The organism is Neisseria sp. P0006.S004 (genome assembly GCF_051963015.1).
Classification (GTDB): Bacteria; Pseudomonadota; Gammaproteobacteria; order Burkholderiales; family Neisseriaceae; genus Neisseria.
Genome location: NZ_JBQCUS010000002.1, coordinates 259,175 through 275,387 on the forward strand (window position 1 = coordinate 259,175; position 16,213 = coordinate 275,387).

The 16,213-nt window shown below is 51.1% G+C and carries 13 protein-coding genes; 9 read left to right on the top strand and 4 right to left on the bottom strand.

Annotation, left to right across the window (positions count from 1 at the left end):
• Positions 1 to 39: 39 nt before the first annotated feature.
• The 4 genes from ACTHR2_RS04210 to ACTHR2_RS04225 all read left to right on the top strand — a co-directional run bounded on the left by ACTHR2_RS04210 (position 40) and on the right by ACTHR2_RS04225 (position 5,488).
• The gene (locus ACTHR2_RS04210) at positions 40 to 558 is read left to right on the top strand and encodes a hypothetical protein (protein WP_070649826.1); all 519 of its coding nucleotides are present in this window, start codon (positions 40 to 42) and stop codon (positions 556 to 558) included.
• A 247-nt stretch (positions 559 to 805) separates the two neighbouring features.
• Positions 806 to 1,300, top strand: a complete 495-nt coding sequence (locus ACTHR2_RS04215) for a GlcG/HbpS family heme-binding protein (RefSeq protein ID WP_263340118.1) — start codon at positions 806 to 808, stop codon at positions 1,298 to 1,300.
• Positions 1,301 to 1,487: 187 nt separating this feature from the next.
• Positions 1,488 to 4,835 (top strand): DUF2339 domain-containing protein, encoded by a 3,348-nt coding sequence (locus tag ACTHR2_RS04220; RefSeq protein ID WP_440375387.1) that lies wholly within the window; start codon positions 1,488 to 1,490, stop codon positions 4,833 to 4,835.
• A gap of 272 nt (positions 4,836 to 5,107) precedes the next feature.
• The gene (locus ACTHR2_RS04225) at positions 5,108 to 5,488 is read left to right on the top strand and encodes a putative zinc-binding protein (RefSeq protein ID WP_107860439.1); all 381 of its coding nucleotides are present in this window, start codon (positions 5,108 to 5,110) and stop codon (positions 5,486 to 5,488) included.
• 142 nt (positions 5,489 to 5,630) lie between these two features.
• Here the strand turns inward: ACTHR2_RS04225 and uvrD are convergent, their stop codons facing one another.
• Together uvrD and gap are read right to left on the bottom strand one after the other, a co-directional pair.
• Entirely contained in the window at positions 5,631 to 7,838 is a 2,208-nt protein-coding gene (gene uvrD, locus ACTHR2_RS04230; protein ID WP_440375388.1) for a DNA helicase II, read from the bottom strand.
• Between the two features lie 100 nt (positions 7,839 to 7,938).
• Positions 7,939 to 8,967 carry a type I glyceraldehyde-3-phosphate dehydrogenase gene (gap, locus tag ACTHR2_RS04235; protein WP_003748138.1) on the bottom strand — a complete coding sequence of 343 codons (1,029 nt, stop codon included), beginning with the start codon at positions 8,965 to 8,967 and terminating at the stop codon, positions 7,939 to 7,941.
• 776 nt (positions 8,968 to 9,743) lie between these two features.
• Here gap and ACTHR2_RS04240 point away from each other — a divergent pair.
• The 3 genes from ACTHR2_RS04240 (at position 9,744) to ACTHR2_RS04250 (ending at position 12,212) form a co-directional block, all read left to right on the top strand.
• Positions 9,744 to 11,279, top strand: coding sequence for a sodium-dependent transporter (locus ACTHR2_RS04240; protein ID WP_263340132.1), 1,536 nt, complete (start codon positions 9,744 to 9,746; stop codon positions 11,277 to 11,279).
• A complete protein-coding gene (locus ACTHR2_RS04245; RefSeq protein WP_036472778.1) occupies positions 11,279 to 11,371 on the top strand; it encodes a methionine/alanine import family NSS transporter small subunit in 93 nt (30 codons plus the stop codon). Before ACTHR2_RS04240 ends, ACTHR2_RS04245 begins: the two co-directional genes overlap by 1 nt.
• Before the next feature lie 307 nt (positions 11,372 to 11,678).
• On the top strand, positions 11,679 to 12,212 hold the full coding sequence (locus ACTHR2_RS04250; RefSeq protein ID WP_263340140.1) for a hypothetical protein: 534 nt from the start codon (positions 11,679 to 11,681) through the stop codon (positions 12,210 to 12,212).
• A gap of 80 nt (positions 12,213 to 12,292) precedes the next feature.
• On the opposite strand, the gene ACTHR2_RS04255 is transcribed toward ACTHR2_RS04250, so the two are convergent.
• Both ACTHR2_RS04255 and ACTHR2_RS04260 read right to left on the bottom strand, forming a co-directional pair.
• A complete protein-coding gene (locus ACTHR2_RS04255) occupies positions 12,293 to 12,988 on the bottom strand; it encodes an LrgB family protein (protein ID WP_039861867.1) in 696 nt (231 codons plus the stop codon).
• A gap of 15 nt (positions 12,989 to 13,003) precedes the next feature.
• Positions 13,004 to 13,477 carry a CidA/LrgA family protein gene (locus ACTHR2_RS04260; protein WP_003748145.1) on the bottom strand — a complete coding sequence of 158 codons (474 nt, stop codon included), beginning with the start codon at positions 13,475 to 13,477 and terminating at the stop codon, positions 13,004 to 13,006.
• A 14-nt stretch (positions 13,478 to 13,491) separates the two neighbouring features.
• Between ACTHR2_RS04260 and ACTHR2_RS04265 the strand changes: the two genes are divergently transcribed.
• Entirely contained in the window at positions 13,492 to 14,385 is an 894-nt protein-coding gene (locus ACTHR2_RS04265) for a LysR family transcriptional regulator (protein WP_263340149.1), read from the top strand.
• Positions 14,386 to 14,627: 242 nt separating this feature from the next.
• Entirely contained in the window at positions 14,628 to 16,100 is a 1,473-nt protein-coding gene (gene mgtE / locus ACTHR2_RS04270; protein WP_440375389.1) for a magnesium transporter, read from the top strand.
• Positions 16,101 to 16,213 lie beyond the last annotated feature (113 nt).

Below are 16,213 nucleotides of genomic sequence, written 5' to 3' on the forward strand. Positions count from 1 at the left end.
TTCCTAAGATGGTTTCAAGTCTTAAAAGGAGACTAATAAATGAAGGTATTGGTATATAAACGTACTCATACAGGGGATCCTAGTGAAAATGGAGTATTTGGGGAGAGTGATTGTATGGGGGCTATAAGAAACTGGCACTATGATGCTGTTATCGGTATAGGATCTATACATCCTTGGAAAGGAGATAAAGGAATTTCGGGTAAGGTAACTTGGATTGGTATAAATCCGATCAGAATTGGAAAAAATGGGCGTGGGGATACACTCAAGTTCAAACAATTTGTCCTTTTAGATGAGGATGGTCCTGATTTTAGAAAGTTAGCTCCAAATCTTGCAAATCGTTTTTATATTAGAAATGCCCGTTTTATCCTTAATAGTTATTCAGATGTTGAGAAAAAGGAAGTTGAGAGAGTAATTAAAAATATTATAGATACCTATAATATAGACGGTGTGGCTCACTTTGTTTCTGCTAGAAAGAAAATTAAGACTAAAAATTGTACAAGTTCTAAATGCACAAGCCATAAATTTAATAAACCAACTATTTGCAAATCAAGTTGTTAATGTAGAAATGCTAACCTGAAATAAATATATCAACAGCAATCTACAGACTGAATATTTGTATCTAACAAAAGCCTGCCATCTCAAATAGCCGTCGGATTCGAGAATCTGATCTACTGAAACCCAAAAACCCATCCGAGGCCGTCTGAAAACCTATCTCATGGTTTTCAGACGGCCTTTATTCTTCCCGCCGACAGGCATACAATCAAAAGTGCAGTACCTTTCATTGATTCAATACAAGGAGACAGTTATGCGCGGCATAAAATCAGTTGCATTGTTGTATACTTTGGCATTGGGTGCGCCGGCGTTTTCGGCGGGTTTGACCAAAACGCTGCCGGGCGATTTGACGACGGCTCAGGCGCAGGCGGTGGTGCAGGCTTCGATGAAAAAGGCGCGTGAAATCAAGGTGCCTATGAATATCGCGGTCATGGACGCGGGCGGTAATTTAAAGGCGTTTACGCGTATGGATGACGCGTTTATCGGCAGCATCGATATTGCGCAGAAAAAGGCGAAAACGGCACGCTATTTCAATATGTCCACCCGCGATCTGGGCAAGGCTTCGCAGCCGGGCGGCGAGCTTTACGGTATTGAAGTGACCAACGACGGTTTGGTGATTTTTCCCGGCGGTGTGCTGTTGGTGGATAAAAACGGTGTTATCGTCGGCAGTGTCGGTGTGAGCGGCGGCTCGGTCGATGAAGACGAAAGCGTCGCGAAAGCAGGTGCGGCAGTATTGTCGGGAAGTTAAGCCGTAGTTTGAAACAAGCCCCAATGCGTTTCTTTTCATGATTTGCGTTGGGTTGTTGAAATAGGTAGAGGCCGTCTGAAAATGTGGGTTTAACCCCACACTATTTTCAGACGGCCTTTTTCTATTCCGATTCTCTATATTCTATTTGCCGTATGCTTTTATTCTCGGCCTTTTATCTCTTTTTTTCATGAATAATGTTGCCGGTGTTACAATCGGCATATTCTTATTGTTATCAAACAGGTGTTTCATGCAGTTTTTCGGCCTGCTTATTCCTATTATTATCGGCTATTTTGTTGATGAGATGTTCACCGGCGTCATTATTGGGTCGTTGTTTTGGCTGGTTGCTTGGTCGATTGCGAAACAACGCCAAGAAGAGCGTTTGGCTGAATCTGCTACGGCAGGCGACAGGATGCAAAAGCTGGAGCAGGAAATCGAGCTGCTAAAACAGCGTTTGTCGGTGTTGGAGCATGAGGTTGTCCGTGATGAGGCGAAGGTAGGGCAGGGGCTTGAGGTTCGGCCTGTTGCCGATGTTCAGACGGCCTCTGAGCCGCTTCATGTTCGGGTTGAGCCTGAGGCGGAAGCTGCGCCTGTTAAGCAGAAAATTGAAGAGGTGTTTGCCCCTTCTTTTTCTATACCTATTGATCTTGTACCTACCAAAGCTTCTGCTTCATCTGAGCCTGTTGTGGAAGAAGTTGTCGAGGCGGTTGCTCCGGTTGCTGCTAAACAAGAAGAGCTGCTTAAGGAAGAGGCTGTTGTTGCTTCGATGCCGTCTGAAAGCGAAGAGGCGCCATCGCGTCAATTCGTTATCCATAAAGATAAGGTGGAAGGCGGAGAGTATAAGTTTTCCGACAATCCGATTGTCGCTTGGTTCTTGCGCGGCAATCCGCTGTTAAAAACCGGTATTGTGGTGCTGTTCCTCGGCTTGGCGTTTTTACTGCGCTATGCTTCCGAGCGGGTTCATGTGCCGGTGGAGTTGCGTTATCTGACTGTGGCTGGCGCGGGTTTGGCGGCGGTGGTCGGCGGCTGGAAGCTGCAAAGCCGTAAGCGTGAATATGGCTTGGTGTTGCAGGGTTTCGGCGTGGCGGTGATGTATTTGACGGCGTTGGCGGCGTTGAAACTGCATCCGCTGCTGCCTGTGTCGGTCGTGTTCGGGCTGATGGTGGCGATGGTTGTGCTGATGGCGTGGCTGGCGGTAAGGCAGAATGCGCAGATTATGGCGCAGGTTGCTTTAATCGGCGGTATGGCCGCGCCTTTGCTGACTTCAGACGGCAGCGGCAATTATTTGGTGCTGTTTTCTTATCTTGCCCTGCTCAACGGCGGTGTGGCCGCGATTGCTTGGTTTAAGGCATGGCGTCCGCTGAACCTGACGGGTTTTGTTGCTACTTTTGCCATTGCCGCGCTGTGGGGCATGCGAAGTTATACGCCGCAACATTTCGCCACTACCGAGCCTTTCTTGATTTACCACTGGCTGCTCTATACCTTTATCGCGTATCTGTTCGCACGCCGTAAGCTGACGGAAAACAGCGAAGACGGCGTTACGCCGATTGCCGACAATGCGACTTTGGAAGAAATCGGCAAGAGTATTTATACACACGGCCTGCGCGTGCATGTCCTCGACCATACTTTATTGTTTGGCACGATGGCGGCGGCGTTCGGCCTGCAATACCGCATGGTGGAGCATTGGCCGTCTGCGGATGCGCTTTCCGCATTGGGTTTTGCCGCTGTTTACGGACTGGCCGCGCTGCTGCTGAAACGTCAGCAGGGGCTGTATATTTTGCGTCAGGCATTTTTTGCGTTGGCGGTGTTGTTCCTCACGATTGCCGTTCCGCTTTATTTTGAACCAAGCAATACAGTTATTTTGTGGAGTGCCGAATCCGCACTGGTTTATTTCTTCGGTTTGCGCCAACAGCGTCCGCATATCCGTTTGGGTGCGCTGATGGTTTATCTCTTGGCGGCACTGATTCAGTTGGGCAATTATCAGAACTTCGGCACCGATACCGTTCTGGAAGGGCAGTGGTTTACGACGGTTGTGGTGTTGCTTGGCGGAGCAGCGATTTATTTATTGTGGAATTTCTTGCGGCGCGAAGGTTCGGCGCAATGGGAAAAATCCGTTCAGATGGCCGTGTTGTCTGCCGCCTTGCTGTACATCTCTATTTTGCCTTTGCTCTTCTTGGCCGACCAAGGCAGCATTGTCGCTCTCTCTGCTTTGGCAGCGGCGTGGGCATTCTGCCGGCGCAAACATGAGCCGAATGTGTTTATCACTTTTGTCTTGGGCAATGTATTGTTCGCCCTGTTGCTGCAAAGCAGCATCATTTATGAATCCAAAGGCTTCCTGAGCCATCTGTACCTTATTGCCGCTACGCCTTTGCTTTTTGCAGCTGCCTACGCGCTGCAATATCCGCGTGTACCGGTTGCAAGCGAAAAACCGGAAGGAAACGAGGTTTACTTTGCGCAGGTTTCAGGCTGGATCATCCTGCTTACTGCGTTGGCAACAGGCAGCTACGCCCTTTATATGCAATGGACAGGCGAGGAAACCCTGTTTATCGAGTTGTGGATGTGGCCGATATTTGCCGGCTTGCTGCTGTTTGCAAAACGTTTGAAATGGGAAGAGCTGTTGCAGGCAAACTTGGCATTCCTGCCCGTGTTTGCCATGCATTTCGTCTTCTACCATACCGAACACGCATGGACAGCCGCCGCAGCCTTACCGCTTGCCGCCGCTACCGTGTTGAACTTCATTATTCTGAACAACTATCCGCGCCATGATCTGATTTGGTTGCACAAACTCAATATCACGATACTCGGCGTACTTTGGACGCTTTGGACCGCGCTGTATGTCGGCGGCCTTCTCTCCGGCGTTTGGTCGCAGCTCTCATGGCTGGTTGTGCCTTTAGCAATGTGGATTGTTTTCCATACGCAGCGCCACCGCGAATTTTTCAGACGGCATCAAGCCATTTATCAGCATTTTGCTATGCCGTTGTGCGCCCTTGCCGCTGCCTGTTGGATGCTGTGGACCAACTTCTCCACGCCGTTCCAACCTTTGCCGTTGCCGTATGTTCCCGTGCTTAACCCATTGGAACTCGCCAGCGCCGGCATGCTTTGGTTTGCCCTGAAATCTCTGCCCGAAGCCTTACCGCCCGACCTTCGCCGTACCACGGCAACCGCAGTCGCCGCCTTAGCATTTATGCTGATCAGCGCAGGCGTGATGCGCGTATGGCATTTTTACGACGGCATCACTTGGCGTCTCGACATCATGCTCCAATCCTTCGGCCTGCAAGCCAGCCTCTCCGTCGTTTGGGCAGTAACCGCCATAATCTTGATGGTACTTGGCAACCGCCGCAAACAGCGTTCCTACTGGATGACAGGCGCGACGCTGATGGGCATCGTAGTTGTCAAACTCTTCCTGATCGAGCTTTCCAACAGCGGCGGTATCGAGCGCATTGCCTCCTTCATTATCGTCGGCCTGCTGCTGCTTCTGGTCGGCTGGTTTGCCCCCGTTCCGCCCAAAGCAGAGAATGATGGCGAACACAAAGCCTAATCATTAACTTCAAATAAAAGGCCGTCTGAAAAAAGCAGCATTATCTGTTTTCAGACGGCCTTTATTTTTTAGAAGGTGCCATCTGCTTTGTTCTGGCATGTCTAATTGTATTGGGTTATGATGCCTTTTAATATGTAAATGGATAAGCCGTGGCCGTCTGAAAAAAGAAAACGGGAGCCCCCCGAATATCCGCATACCACGCATGATGCGCCCGACAGACTGGCCATGGATGGACACATAAAGATAAAAACCGCTACCGGAGGAAATAGAAAATGCCTAACCGCAATGAGCTTCCCTTAATTTATTCTTGTTCCGGATGCTCCGATGTGGCGCAGCTGGCCAATAACACTGCCGTAGCGCTCGACCATGCCGGAGAGTTTGAAATGTCGTGCATTTCCGGCGTGGGCGGCAAAGTCGCGCCGTTGGTGCGCAAAGCGCAGTCCGGGCGGCCGATGTTGGTTATTGACGGCTGTCATCTGCATTGTGCCAAATCGTGTTTGGAAAATGTGGGCGTCGAAATCCCTGAAGGGCATCATGTGAAACTATACGAACTGGGCTACAAAAAACGCTTTGGCAAAAGCTATGACGAGGCTACGGTAGAAGAAGTTTATCAATATGTTTTGACGAAGAAGAAAGATACGTTCAACAGTTGAATGCCTTGATTTGCGATTGTTATTTAATATGAAGGTATGATTTAAAAGTGGTTTGAATGTAACAAAGGCCGTCTGAAAACGGATAGCAATTTTGAGCTAAAACGTTTTCAGACGGCCTTTATCATTCCAAGCCTTCTAATTTTTACATCTCTTCCAATTTCGCAAACTTGGTGTCCAACTCTTTTACGCCCTGTTTGCCGAAGTTGATGGTCAGGCGGGCGGATTCGCCTTTGTCCACGGCATCGATGATGACGCCGGTGCCGAATTTGGCGTGGCGGACGTTTTGGCCGATGCGGAAGCCTGCGTAGGTTTGCGGCTGTTTGTAGTCGTCGATGATTTTGTCCCGTTGTACGGCGGTTTGGCGTGTGTTGCCGTAGCTGTCGTAGGCGGGTTTTTTGACGGACAGGTAGTGCAATACTTCGGGCGGGATTTCTTCGACGAAGCGGGAGACGATGCCGAATTGGGTTTGTCCGTGCAGCATGCGTTGCTGGGCCATGGTGATGTAGAGGCGTTTTCGGGCGCGGGTGATGGCGACGTACATGAGGCGGCGTTCTTCTTCGAGGCCGCCTCGTTCGGCAAGGCTCATTTCGCTGGGGAAGCGGCCTTCTTCCATGCCGGTGAGGAAGACGGCGTTGAATTCCAAGCCTTTGGAGGCGTGGACGGTCATGAGTTGGACGGCTTTTTCGCCTGCGCCTGCTTGGTTTTCGCCGGATTCGAGGGCGGCGTTACTCAAGAAAGCGAGGATGGGGAAGGCGGGGTCGTCTGAAATGTTTTCGGGCAGGGTTTCAAAGTTGCTGTCTTCGGGTTTGAATTCGATGGCGGCATTGACGAGTTCGTCGAGGTTGTCGAGGCGGTCTTGGTTGTCGCCTTTTTGGGTTCGGTAGTGTTCGGTCAGGCCGCTGTCTTTGAGGATGCCGACGATGATTTCGGACAGGGGCATTTGTCCGACTTGGTTGCGCAGGGCTTCAATCAGGCGGACGAAGGCGGCGATTTTGGTGGCTTTTGCGCCGGCGTTGCAGGCTGCTTGCCAGAGGGTGATGCCTTGTTCGTTTGAGGCCGTCTGAAGGTTCTCGATGGTGCGTGCGCCGATGCCGCGCGGTGGGAAGTTAATCACGCGCAAGAGGGCGTTGTCGTCGTCGGGATTGACAGCAAGGCGCAGGTAGGCGAGGGCGTGTTTGATTTCTTGGCGTTCGTAAAAGCGCAGGCCGCCGTAGATTTTGTAGGGAATGCCGCTGCGGAACAGGCTTTGTTCGATAACGCGGGATTGGGCGTTGCTGCGGTATAGGACGGCAATTTCGTCCAAATCCCAGCCTTCGCGTTCGAGGGCTTTGGTTTCGTCTACGATGAATTGGGCTTCTTCGAGGTCGGTAAAGGCGGAGTAGTAGCGGATTTTGTCGCCTGCTTCGGCGTCGGTGCGCAGGTTTTTGCCGAGGCGTTCGTCGTTGTTTTCGATAACGGCGTTGGCGGCGGCGAGGATGTTGCCGACGGAGCGGTAGTTTTGTTCGAGTTTGACGGGCGCGTCGATGTGGAACTCTTCCATCAGTGCGGTCATGTTGCCGACGTGCGCGCCGCGAAACCGGTAGATGCTTTGGTCGTCGTCGCCGACGGCAAATACCGCCGCGTTGTTGCCGGCAATCAGTTTCAGCCAGGCGTATTGCAGCTTGTTGGTGTCTTGGAACTCGTCAACGAGAATGTGATTGAAGCGGTTTTGATAGTGTTGGCGCAGGATTTCGTTGTTTTGCAGCATTTCGTAGCTGCGGAGCATGAGTTCGGAGAAATCTACCACGCCTTCGCGTTGGCAGATTTTGTCGTATTCGGCGTAGCACTCAATCATGCGGCGCGTGTGCGGGTCGGGTGCGCTCAACACGGAAGCGCGCAAACCGGATTCTTTTTGCGCGTTGATAAAGCCTTGCAGCGAACGCGGCGCGATGATTTCTTCGGCGATGTTGAGGCTTTTGAGCAGGCGTTTGATCAGGGAAAGCTGGTCGCCGCTGTCGAGGATTTGGAAGGAAGAGGGCAGGCCTGCGTCGCGGTGGTGCAGGCGCAAAAAGCGGTGGCAGAGACCGTGGAACGTGCCGAGCCACATGGCGCGGACGTTGACGGGAATCATCGCGCCCAAACGGGTTTGCATTTCTTTGGCGGCTTTGTTGGTAAACGTTACCGCCATAATGCTGTGTACGCTGGCTTGCCCGCTTTGCAAAAGCCATGCGATGCGCGTGGTCAGCACGCGCGTTTTGCCGCTGCCCGCGCCCGCCAAAACGAGGGCGGATTGCGGCGGCCAGGTTACGGCGGAGAGTTGTTCGGGGTTTAAGCCTTGCAGGAGGTTGGGGGCGGATTCGTTGGGAAACATGAAGAGGCCGTCTGAAAATAAATGGGAATGCGATATTTTAAAGGAAATACAAAAGGCCGTCTGACAAGATGTTTCAGACGGCCTTTGCGTTGGAAGCCGATTAGAACGGACGTACTTCCAAACCGAACATACGGCGCGCGGTGTTCAGCATTTGGCAGCTGAAGCCCCACTCGTTGTCGTACCATGCGAACACTTTAACCATTTTGCCTTCGGTTACTTTGGTCAGCGTAGAGTCGAATGTGCTGGCTTGGGTGGTGTGGTTGAAGTCCATAGAAACCAGCGGCAGGGTGTTGTAACCCAAAACGCCTTTCAGACGGCCTTCTTCGGAAGCGGCTTTCATCAGCGCATTGATTTCTTCGACAGAAGTCTCGCGGCTTGCTTGGAAGCTCAGGTCAACCAGGGAAACGTTGACGGTCGGTACGCGGATGGCGAGGCCGTCGAGTTTGCCTTTCAGGGCAGGCAATACCAAGCCGACGGCTTTTGCCGCGCCGGTTTTGGTCGGAATCATGTTTTCCACGCCGCTACGCGCACGGCGCAGGTCTTTGTGGCGTACGTCGGTGACGGTTTGGTCGTTGGTCAGCGCGTGGATGGTGGTCATCACGCCGTTTACGATGCCGATGTTTTCGTTCAACACTTTGGCTACGGGTGCCAGGCAGTTGGTGGTACAGGAGGCATTGGAGATAACGGTCATGTCGCCGGTAATCACGTCGTCGTTTACGCCGTAAACGATGGTTGCGTCAACGTCATCGCCGCCGGGAGCGGAAATCAGTACTTTTTTCGCGCCGCTTTCCAAGTGGATTTTGGCTTTCTCTTTGCTGGTGAACGCGCCGGTACATTCCATGACCAGGTCAACGCCCAATTCGCCCCATGGCAATTCGGCAGGATTGCGGGTGGAGAAGTAAGGGATTTTTTTACCGTTGATGATGAGGTGTTTTTCATCATGGGAAACATCGGCGTCAAAGCGGCCGTGAACAGTGTCAAATTTGGTCAGGTGGGCGTTGGTCTCGATGCTGCCGCTGGCGTTGATGGCAACGATGTCGAGTTGGTCTTGCAGTTTGTAGTCGAAAATAGCGCGCACTACTTGGCGGCCGATGCGGCCGTAACCGTTGATGGCAACTTTGATACCCATGGCTTTTCCTCTTCTTTTGGGTTTGGGTTGTGGATTGAATGGCGGCAATTATAGCAAAAATGTAGTGCTGTGTAATTAATGTTTTATTGAAATTTTTTGATTCGATTATTTTTGATTGTGGATGATTAGAGTAGAAATACGGGTTTAAAATTAATTTTATTTTGTATTTTTTGTCATTTTATTTTTTATTTATTTTATTTTTGATATTTTATGCTTATTTTAAATGATGGTGATGATGGGTGTAGAAAAAGGCGGATTGTTTTTGTTTATATTAAACAGAATTTGAGAACGGTTTCTTGATTACAACATGCAACAGTGAAATTTTTAGACGGCCCGGATTGGACGGAAGGAAAACAGGCCGTCTGAAACATTTTGATGACGGGGGATTTGAATGCGTTGGGTTGCCGCTTTTCCTTACGGGATAAGGAAAAGGCGGTTTACGGCAAGGGTGGTTGTCAGTGGGAAGGGGAGGAAAAAACGGGGCTTGGGTGTTGCGTTTGGCTTGTATATAAAGAAGTGTATGAAGATTTTAGTCGTAGTGCATGAAGATTTTCCTTGCGATTTTAATGCAATACTGACTTGCCAACAGTGTTAAATTTTTTTACGATAAGGTCAGATTATGTTTGCATGGCCATAAGCGGTGCATTCTTTAAATACCGGATATTATCCTTGTCCGAATATCTATTTTAACCGGCCGCTTTGTCCGGCCTGATTTCTAAATATATACGCGCAAGGCCGGGAGGCCTTGACGACACTCGATTTTTAAGAGGTTCATTGTGTCAAATTCTCAATCCAGCGAACGCGCGACGTTTAGCAGTCGCCGTGCCTTTATGTTTGCCGCCATCGGCTCGGCCGTGGGCTTAGGCAACATTTGGCGTTTCCCTTACATCGCCTTCGACAACGGCGGCGGTGCTTTCGTCCTCCCTTATTTGGTTGCGCTGTTGACGGCAGGTATTCCGCTGTTGCTGCTCGACTATGCCATCGGCCACCGTTACCGCGGTTCGCCTCCTTTGGCCTTCCGCCGCCTCGGCCGTTGGTTTGAGCCGGTGGGTTGGTGGAACTTCCTGACCAACGTCATCATCTGTATCTACTACGCCGTGATTGTCGGCTGGGCGGCAAGCTATGCCTATTATTCGTTTACTTCTGCATGGGGTGCGGATCCGCAGGCATTCTTCTTCAAAGACTTTCTGCAAATGGCCGATGCCAAAGACTTGGGCTTGGACTTTGTCGGCAAAGTGGCCGGCCCGCTGATTGCCGTGTGGGTGTTTACGCTGGCAATTATGGCTTTGGGCGTGCAAAAAGGCGTGGCCGGTGCGTCCACATTCTTCATGCCTTTGTTGGTGGTGATGTTTGTCATCATGGTGGGCATCGCACTGACCCTGCCGGGTGCGGCAAAAGGTTTGGACGCTTTGTTTACGCCTGACTGGAGCCGCTTGGCGGATCCGAAAGTCTGGGTAGCCGCATATGGCCAGATCTTCTTCTCGCTCTCCATCTGCTTCGGCATCATGATTACTTATTCTTCTTACCTGAAGAAAAAAACCGACTTGGGCGGCACAGGCTTGGTTGTCGGCTTTGCCAACAGCAGCTTCGAGTTGCTCGCCGGTATCGGCGTATTCGCAGCATTGGGCTTTATGGCTCAAGCCGCAGGCAAAGAAGTCAGCGAAGTGGCATCCAACGGTATCGGTTTGGCGTTTATCGCGTTCCCGACCATCATCAACCAAGCGCCGATGGGCGCGTTGATCGGCGTGTTGTTCTTCGGCTCGCTGGTGTTTGCGGGTGTAACTTCCATGATTTCCATCGTTGAAGTGATTGTGGCCGCAATTCAAGACAAAATGAACATCGGCCGTGTCAGCGCAACGCTGATTGCAGGCGTGCCAATGGCGATTATTTCTACCTTGCTGTTCGGTACGACCACCGGCCTGCCTGTGTTGGACGTATTGGACAAATTCATCAATACTTACGGCATTGTGGCTTCCGGTTTTGTTTACGTTTTGGCGATTGTCTTGTTGAACAAGCTGCCGGAACTGCGTAATCACTTGAACGCGTTGTCTTCCATCCGTGTCGGCAAAGTGTGGACCGCCAGTGTGGTGGTTACCGTCGCTATGCTCGGCTATATGCTGTATCAAGATACTGACGGCCTCTTAAAAGAGAATTACAGCGGCTATCCTGACAGCTTCCTCAATATCTTCGGTTGGGGTATGGTGGGCGCCATTCTCGTATTGTCGGTCTTGCTGTCATTCTTGCCGTGGAAACATGGTCAGAACTTCAACGTCAAAGACGAACATGAACACGAACGTGAAGGAGACGAATAATGAGTACTTCAGCCATTATTATGATGCTTGTCGCATTGATCGTCATTTGGGGCGGATTCATCGTCTCCGTCCTGCGCCTGCCTAAAGAATAAGGTTTGAGCAAATGAAAGGGCCGTCTGAAACTTAAATTTCAGACGGCCTTTTTGCGACATGACGGGGAACGTGGGAAAGAAGGATTCCCCTGATTGGCGGGGTAGTCTGGAAATTTGATTATGTATTATTGATTATGATGTTTAAATTATATCTATTTGTTTTTAAAAGATTTTAGTCCGATTGTCGTTTTAATGAACCGTTGTTCCTTTTGGCCCCTGCCTGCTGTTTTTTTGTTTTAGAATAAAGGCTCTCATCGACCTGATGGGGCATTGGGTACAGCAACTGTTTATTTTTAAGGAGAGTTCCGTGGATAAAGTATATCAACCAGGTACAGAAATTGATTCTAAAGATTTTGTTTTCGGTCTCGATCCACGCGAGTGGAATGGCTTTTTTTCAAAAGGCATAGGGTCGGATAATGGCCATAATGAGCATGTCTTCCGTCTCGATCCGCGCGAGTGGAACGGCTTTTTTTCAAAAGGAGTAGAGTCCGATCATGGTCATAATGAGCATGTTTTCCGCCTCGATCCGCGCGAGTGGGACGGTACTTTTTCAGGAGAAGGCAAAGGTCCTAATGACGGCTATGATGATGACCATATCATTCGCCTTGATCCGCGCGAGTGGGAAGGTTTTGAGCCTGCACAGCCGGCCGCGAAGCCGATATTGGAATCCAAAGCTTTCGATGGCGATGAACTTTTGAGCCGTGCCTTTGGTGAGGCTGATCCTCTTGATTCTTCTGCCGGTCTTTCCTCAGACAATGCGACCTATTCAAGCAATGGTACAGGTTCATCTGCGTTGGATACCATTCATGATTTAGTAGAGGCTTCTATTTTCAAACTGTAATCGTTTCATAATATAAAAGGCCGTCTGAAACTAATATATGTTTCAGACGGCCTTTTTGTGTATGGTCATTAGGACGAAGCCTAACTCATCATCCAAATTACCAAATGCACCATGGTCGGGCCAAACAATACCATAAATAGTCCGGCCAAAATCATGGTCAGGCTGGCCATGACGCCTTCGGTTTCGTGGCGTTGTCCGGCGCGCGATGTGCCGAAGCCGTGGGCTGCATTGCCGAATGCTACACCGTTGGCGGTACGGAAACGGATGCGGGTAAAGGCCAAAAACAGGTCGCCGAATATCATGCCGACAAAGCCTGTGATGATGGTGAACAGGGAAACGAGCGAGGCGGAGCCGTGGATTTCGCTGGCGAGGACGACGGCAAACGGGGTGGAGATGGAGCGCGCCATCAGGCTGTTGGTTACTTCGTTGTTGAAGTGGAACATATGGCTCATGAGGAATGCGCTGACTACGCCGACAAACATGCCCACCATAATGGCGATGGAGAGGATGGGCAGCTGGCGGCGGATGACTTCGCGGTTTTCATAAATGGGGACGGCAAAGGCAACGGTAACCGGAGTGAGCAGGAAGACGATGCCTTGGGTATATTTATGGTAGGTGTCGTAATTGACGCCGAATGCCAGCAGCAGGAGGATGGTGCTGACGGAGACGGTAACGACGGGGGAGAAAATCATTAAGGGTTTTTTGCGGTGGATTTTTTTGGCAACGACATAGGCAAAGCAAGTCCAGATGAAGCAGGCGAGGGCGGTGTAGTCCATTTTTATTCTCTATTTTTAGGAGTGGAGTTTTTTGTAGAGGCGGCGTTTCCAGCGGTAGCAGAAATCGAGGGTCAGGGCGGTGCTGATCATCACGAGCGCGGTGCCGACGGCGATGGTCAAAATCAGCTGCCAACCTTCGGACATCAGCAGGTCTTGATATTGCAAGACGGAAACCATGATGGGGATGAAGAAAAAGACGAGTTCGCCCAATGCCCATTTTGCGCCGCGGTCAACCATGCCCGGGCGGATGATACCGAGCCCCAAAAGGGCGAGCATGAGGAACAAGCCCAATACGCCTGAAGAAATAGGCAGATGCGTGAAGCGGACGATAAGGTCGGAGACGCCCCATACTGCGCCGATGATGGCAAGCTGCAAGGCCGTCTGAAAAAATCTGGTGAGGGAATCCATGATATGGGTGTGTGTTGAATGAAAGGCTTGATTATAGAAACCTGGTTTCTGCATAATATGAATTATTAAACGAATAATCATGCCTTAGAGGAATAATGGACTTCAAAAGCCTGTATTGTTTTACCGAACTCATCCGCCTGCAAAGTTTTTCGGCCACCGCTTCCGCGTTGAATTTGACGCAGCCGACGGTCAGCAAAATCATCCAGTCTTTGGAAGAAGAATTGGGCGTGCTGCTTTTGTGCAAAGAAAACGGACGCAAAAAGCGGCAGGTGCAGCCGACCGCAATCGGCGAAGAAGTCTATCGCCACGCTTTAAACCTTTTGCACGAACGCGATTTATTGCTTGCGCGCGTTGACGATTATCGCCATGTCAAAAGCGGGACGTTGCGTTTGGGTTTGGCCCTGTTCGGCAGCGATTTGCTCAGTCATGCGCTGTTTGATTTCCACCACAAATGGCCGGACATCGAATTGTCGTTTTTGGAACAAGGCTCGCTCGCCATCGAGCAATCCCTGCGCAACAACGAACTCGATGCCGGGCAGCTGCTCGCGCCGGTTCACGAAGACTTCGACAGCATTACTTTATGCGACTATCCGCTGGTGGTCTTGATGCCGAAAAATCGGGCGAGACACGATGCGCTGACGCTCAAAAGCCTGCAACACGAGCCCTTCATTCTGTTCGGCGCCGGCTTTTCCCTCAACGAAACCATTCAGACGGCCTGCCGCAATCAAGGTTTTACGCCCAATGTTGTCTGCCGTACCGGACAATGGAATTTGGTCGCCGACATGGTGGCGCACAATATGGGCATTGCCTTGTTGCCCGAATACTATGCCCGAAAAATCAATCCCGATGTTTTTGCTGCCATTCCTTTGGTCGAACCTGAAATCCGCTGGCAGCTCACCATGGCATGGAAAAAACACCAACGCCCGACGCCGGCCTTAAGGGCTTGGTTGGACGTGGTCAGGGAAGCGTTCGGCAGGCGAAACAAATAAAATCAAATCATCAGGCCGTCTGAAAAAAGGGATCGATATCACCCGATTTCAGACGGCCTTCCTCGTTAAAAATGGTAAAACGGCCTAAAAAAGAGTAGAATATGCACCGTTTACAACTCTGCGCCTCTCAGCAGGCTCGAATTATGGACCTTCCCAGTTCGCCTTTGAACTTCCCATCAGACACACAACAACAATAATCATCCCGCCGAAATGCCTTCCCGCGTCCGGCGGGCGGAGCATTTATGAGCATCGAACAAACCCCTCCGAATCTCGACAATACCCCCGACAATGATGTGGTAGAAGACCGCATTTCTGACGATCGCATCTCTGACGATATCGACCGCATCCACGCCTTATGCGAAATCCTCGAGCCGTCCTTTGAACAAATCGAAGCAGGCGTGCCGATTGAAGACGAAAGCCTGCGCGACAAGTTCACCGAACTGACCGTCCTCTTGGCCGAGCTACACCCTGCCGACGTGGCCGCCGTCTTGGAATCCCTGCCGCCGCGCGAGCGTAACATCGTCTGGCTTTTGGTCGCCCCGGAAGACGACGGCGAAGTATTGCTGGAAGTATCCGACGCCGTACGCGAAACGCTGATCGAGTCCATGGACAAAGACGAGCTGTTGGCAGCCGTCGATGATTTGGATGCAGACGAATTGGCAGAACTGGCAGACGACTTGCCGCACCAAGTGGTGTACGAAGCGCTGCAAACGCGTGATGAAGAAGAGCGCGAGCAGGTCAAAGCGGCGATGTCTTACGAAGACAACCAAGTCGGCGCGATTATGGACTTTGAATTGGTCAGTATCCGCGCCGATGTAACGTGTGAGGTCGTGTTGCGCTACTTGCGCCGTTTCGACAGCCTGCCCGACCATACCGACAAGATTTTCGTGGTCGATGAAAACGACGTGTTGCAAGGCGTTCTGCCCATCCGCAAACTCTTGGTCGCCGACCCTGAAGACATGGTGGCGGATGTGATGGCCACCGATGTCGTGCGCTTCCGTCCCGAAGACGACGTGGAAGAAGCGGCACAGGCGTTTGAACGTTATGACTTGGTCACCGCGCCGGTTGTCGATGAAAACAAAAAGCTGATCGGCAGGATCACCATTGACGAAATGGTGGACGTGATCCGTGAAGAATCCGAAGCCGACATGTTTAACATGGCCGGTTTGCAAGAAGAAGAGGACTTGTTCGCCCCGATTTTAGACTCGGTAAAAAACCGCTGGATGTGGCTTGCCATCAACCTGTGTACCGCCTTTATCGCCAGCCGCGTAATTGGCGCATTTGAAGGCAGTATCGAGAAAATCGTCGCACTGGCTGCGCTGATGCCCATCGTCGCCGGCATCGGCGGCAACTCCGGCAACCAAACCATCACCATGATCGTCCGCGCCATGGCAATGGGACAAATGACCAGTACGCAGGCAGGCCGCCTGCTGAAAAAAGAAGTCGGCGTCGCCCTCGTCAACGGCATTATTTGGGGCACGGTAATGGGCGTGATTTCATGGCTGCTCTACGGCAACATCGGCATCGGTTTGGTCATGGTGGCCGCGATGACCTTGAACCTTTTGCTGGCCGCGACCGTCGGCGTCCTCATTCCCGTCATGATGGACAAAGCCGGACGCGACCCGGCATTGGGCAGCTCGGTGCTGATTACCGCGGTTACCGACTCCGGCGGCTTCCTGATTTTCTTGGGATTAGCAACCATGTTCCTGTTGTAATAGGAAAAAAAAGACGTGTTCGATACGTCCTTTTCAAACCGTTTAAAAGGCCGTCTGAAATTTCAATTTTCAGACGGCCTTTGCTGTTTTTTAAAGCTTTACATCATGAGGGC

Bases quoted from the DNA above. Each gene is read 5' to 3' on its own strand.
- ACTHR2_RS04245 (WP_036472778.1), top strand. From the start codon at position 11,279: ATGAGTACTTCAGCCATTATTATGATGCTTGTCGCATTGATCGTCATT.
- ACTHR2_RS04265 (WP_263340149.1), top strand. From the start codon at position 13,492: ATGGACTTCAAAAGCCTGTATTGTTTTACCGAACTCATCCGCCTGCAA.
- ACTHR2_RS04210 (WP_070649826.1), top strand. From the start codon at position 40: ATGAAGGTATTGGTATATAAACGTACTCATACAGGGGATCCTAGTGAA.
- ACTHR2_RS04260 (WP_003748145.1), bottom strand. From the start codon at position 13,477: ATGATTATTCGTTTAATAATTCATATTATGCAGAAACCAGGTTTCTAT.
- gap (WP_003748138.1), bottom strand. From the start codon at position 8,967: ATGGGTATCAAAGTTGCCATCAACGGTTACGGCCGCATCGGCCGCCAA.
- uvrD (WP_440375388.1), bottom strand. From the start codon at position 7,838: ATGTTTCCCAACGAATCCGCCCCCAACCTCCTGCAAGGCTTAAACCCC.
- ACTHR2_RS04215 (WP_263340118.1), top strand. From the start codon at position 806: ATGCGCGGCATAAAATCAGTTGCATTGTTGTATACTTTGGCATTGGGT.
- ACTHR2_RS04225 (WP_107860439.1), top strand. From the start codon at position 5,108: ATGCCTAACCGCAATGAGCTTCCCTTAATTTATTCTTGTTCCGGATGC.
- mgtE (WP_440375389.1), top strand. From the start codon at position 14,628: ATGAGCATCGAACAAACCCCTCCGAATCTCGACAATACCCCCGACAAT.
- ACTHR2_RS04255 (WP_039861867.1), bottom strand. From the start codon at position 12,988: ATGGACTACACCGCCCTCGCCTGCTTCATCTGGACTTGCTTTGCCTAT.
- ACTHR2_RS04220 (WP_440375387.1), top strand. From the start codon at position 1,488: ATGAATAATGTTGCCGGTGTTACAATCGGCATATTCTTATTGTTATCA.